This is a genomic window from Hydrogenophaga sp. (assembly GCF_041633695.1).
GTDB lineage: Bacteria > Pseudomonadota > Gammaproteobacteria > Burkholderiales > Burkholderiaceae_C > Hydrogenophaga.
Window position 1 is genome coordinate 1 of record NZ_JBFJMY010000441.1, and the last position, 3421, is coordinate 3421.

At 58.8% G+C, this 3421-nt stretch carries 3 protein-coding genes; 2 read left to right on the forward strand and 1 reads right to left on the reverse strand.

All coding sequences use genetic code 11. The features are described 5' to 3' along the window. Positions 1-140 precede the first annotated feature (140 nt). The gene (locus ABYB95_RS19735) at positions 141-1127 is read left to right on the forward strand and encodes an MBL fold metallo-hydrolase (RefSeq protein WP_372660819.1); all 987 of its coding nucleotides are present in this window, start codon (positions 141-143) and stop codon (positions 1125-1127) included. Positions 1128-1142: 15 nt separating this feature from the next. Further along, the gene (locus tag ABYB95_RS19740) at positions 1143-2408 is read left to right on the forward strand and encodes an amidase (protein ID WP_372660825.1); all 1266 of its coding nucleotides are present in this window, start codon (positions 1143-1145) and stop codon (positions 2406-2408) included. A gap of 34 nt (positions 2409-2442) precedes the next feature. On the opposite strand, the gene ABYB95_RS19745 is transcribed toward ABYB95_RS19740, so the two are convergent. After that, entirely contained in the window at positions 2443-3312 is an 870-nt protein-coding gene (locus ABYB95_RS19745) for an amidohydrolase family protein (RefSeq protein ID WP_372660822.1), read from the reverse strand. Between the last annotated feature and the right edge of the window lie 109 nt (positions 3313-3421).

A 3421-nucleotide genomic window follows, 5' to 3' on the forward strand; every position in this document is an offset into this window, starting at 1 on the left:
AGGTCGAACGGCGCCTCGGCTTGCAACTGCTACCCGTCGGGTATCGGCTCGAACCGGCCGTCCGACAGGGCCTCGCCTCAACTACAAAAAACGAAAGCTAAAGCAGCTTCGAGCATCTGTTATTTCACTAGGAGCAAAAAATGACATCAGTCAACATGTGCCGTCAAACGTTGATTTCTGTACTGGCCTTCGCGGCCACCGCTTTGTCTTCGTTAGGCCCTGTCGCCCACGCAGCTGATACAGCCTCGGTCGAAAAAGCGGGCACAAAAGTGATCTTTCTGGGTACGGGCTACCCTCGCCCTGACCCGGAGGCGATGGGTCCATCCCTGGCCATCGTCGTGCGTGGCCATGCCTATGTTGTCGATGCCGGCGTTGGCGTGGTGCGCCGCGCGGCCGCGGCATTCGCGGCAGGGGAAACGGCTCTTTCTTCAGACAATCTGAAGACTGTCTTCTTGACCCACCTTCATTCCGACCACACTTTAGGCCTCCCGGACCTGTTGCTTACGCCCTGGGTGGTCGGCCGCAAGGCGCCTCTCAAGGTGATTGGTCCCAAAGGGTCCGCGACGATGCTCAAAAACATTTCGAAAGCGTGGGACCAAGACATCCACATTCGCCTAGAAGGTGGAGAGGGTGGCAACAAGACCGGATACAAGGCTGAAGTGACGGAAATCAAGCCAGGCAAGGTCTACCAAGATGAGAACGTGACAGTCTCGGCATTCCGTGTCGGCCACGGGACGTGGCATGAGGCCTTCGGCTTTAGGTTCGACACGCCCGACAAATCGATCGTGATCTCGGGTGATACCGCCGCTGCGCCAGACGTGATTCAGAAGGCATGCAATGGCTGCGACATTCTGATTCATGAAGTATTCGCTGGCCAGGGGGTTATCGAGAACGTGTTCGTCAAAAAGGACTTCACCCATTCAGAAGCCAACTGGGCCACGTACATGTCAAAGTTTCATACCTCGGCCAAAGATCTTGGGGTGATTGCCAAAGCTGCTCACCCAAAGTTGCTGCTGCTGCACCACACGATTTTGCTAGGCAAAGCGACCGAGCAGGAAGTGGTTCGGGATATCAAGCTCAATTTCGACGGTCGCGTTGAAGTCGCCAAGGACCTCGACGCTTTCTGATTCACCTTGAACAACATGACGACAGCGGACGCCAGCCGTGAATCCATTCTTAGGCTGAACGACGCACTCCATGCCTTCGTGGACGTGGATGCCGAGTCGGCGTTGCGGCAATCCGAAGCAGGCTCGCTTTGTGGCTGGAGCATTGCGATCAAAGACAACTTCGATATCGCAGGAAAAATCGTCGGGGTCGGCGCACCAATGTTCGCCACACGCCGTGCAACCGGATCGGCGACGGCGGTCCAGCGGTTGATCGCAGGCGGCGCACAAATTGTTGGCCGCGCCCAGATGGTCGAATTGGCGTTCGGGGGATGGGGTATCAATGCCGCACTGGGATCACCGCGAAACCCCTGGGATGGTTACACGCGACGTGTTGCCGGGGGGTCGAGCAGCGGGGCCGCGGTGGCCGTGGCGGCACGTATGACGAGAGCGGCACTGGGCAGCGACACTGCGGGTTCCATTCGCATGCCAGCCGCTCTGTGTGGCGTCACAGGTCTAAAAACATCCTTTGGGTTGATTCCAGTCGACGGCGTCTTTCCACTGGCGCCGTCGTACGACACCGTCGGTCCGATAGCAAGAAGCGCTTCTGACTGTGCGACGCTCTTCGAGGCATTGACGCAATCGACATTGGCCTCAACCAGTGCGACGAAAAGATGGCGCATTCGGCTGCTGGACCCCGCAGACTATCCGGTGCAACTTGAACCCGATGTGCAACAGGCATTGGATCAGGCGCGAGCGGTTTTCGAACGATTGGGTTCGCCATCGAGCAAGCGCACGCCGCCCTTTGCTCTCGCCGATCTGACGCGAGATGCCGGTATTCTGATTTCTTCTGAAGCTTGGTCCATTCATCAAGAGCGGTTTGAGAACGAGCCTCAGGCATTCGGACTTGACGTTCGGCGACGGCTCGAACAAGCACGTACCACCGACTTCGCCATGGTCGCTTCGGCGCGACGCCTGCGTACCGAAACGAGCCAACGCTTTCAAGACTGGCTCCAGGAGGACGAGGTTCTATTGTTGCCCACAGTTCATTGCACCGCGCCGCCGCTAGATGCGGTGAGCGACCGCATCCCACCTCTCGGCCAGTTCACACGTTGGGTCAACCATGTGGGCGGATGTGCTCTAAGCCTTCCAGCAGGACTGGATCGACGCGGCTTGCCGACATCGATCCAGTTGGTTGGACGCGCCGGTACAGAAAGCCTCCTTCTTAGACTGGGCTGCGCCTTCCAGGAAGCCACCAACTGGCATCAGATCGAGCCAGATCTGGCTTGGGCCTCTGCTCCCTAAAGCGCGGCAACCGTTCGAGCCGAGATCCGTCAGATCAAGGTCGCGCCAGTTTCAACAGCCGCACCGCGTTGTCCTTCAGGATCAAGGGGTGCACCTCGGGCTTGAAGCCCGCTTCCATAAAGTCCTTCATCCAGCGGTCTGGCGTGATCAGCGGAAAGTCGCTGCCAAAGAGGATGCGGTCCTTGAGCAAGGTGTTGGCGTACTGCACCAGCTGTGGCGGAAAATACTTCGGGCTCCAGCCCGACAGGTCGATCCAGATGTTGGGTTTGTGCATGGCCAGGGAAATCGCTTCGTCCTGCCAGGGCCAACTCGGGTGCGCGATGACGATCTGGATATCGGGGAAGGCAATGGCCACGTCCTCCAACAGCATTGGATTGGAGTTTTGCAGGCGCAGGCCGCCGCCACAGCGCATGCCCGAGCCAATGCCCGAATGCCCGCTGTGGAAGATGGCGGGCAACTGGTATTCGTTGATGACTTCGTAGATCGGCCAGGCCATGCGGTCTTGTGGCTCGAAGCCTTGCACCGTCGGGTGGAATTTGAAGCCCCTGACGTCGAATTCTTCGATCAAGCGCCGGGCTTCGCGCGCGCCCATCTTGCCTTTGTGTGGATCGATGCTGGCGAAAGCGATCATGATGTCGCTGTTGGCCATGGCCGCTTCAGCGATCTCTTCGTTGCTGATGCGCTTGCGGCCCAGTTGTGCCTCGGCGTCCACCGTGAAGTTGACGAATCCGACCTTGCGCTCGCGGTAATAGGCCAGCGTTTCCTCCATCGTCGGGCGCTTGCTCGAGCGGAAATACTTGTCGGCCGCGCGGTCGTACTCTTCGCCGTAGTTGTCGAACGGGTTGCGGCACGACACCTCCAGGTGGGTGTGGGTGTCGATGGCGATCAGCTTGTCGATGTCCATGTTGTCTCCTGCCTGGTTCGGATAGAAGGCGGTGCACGCCAGGCGGCCTGGTGTGCACCGGTTGTCTTCAGGCTGTGGTCATTGCCCGGGCTTTTGTGTAGGCAAGCAC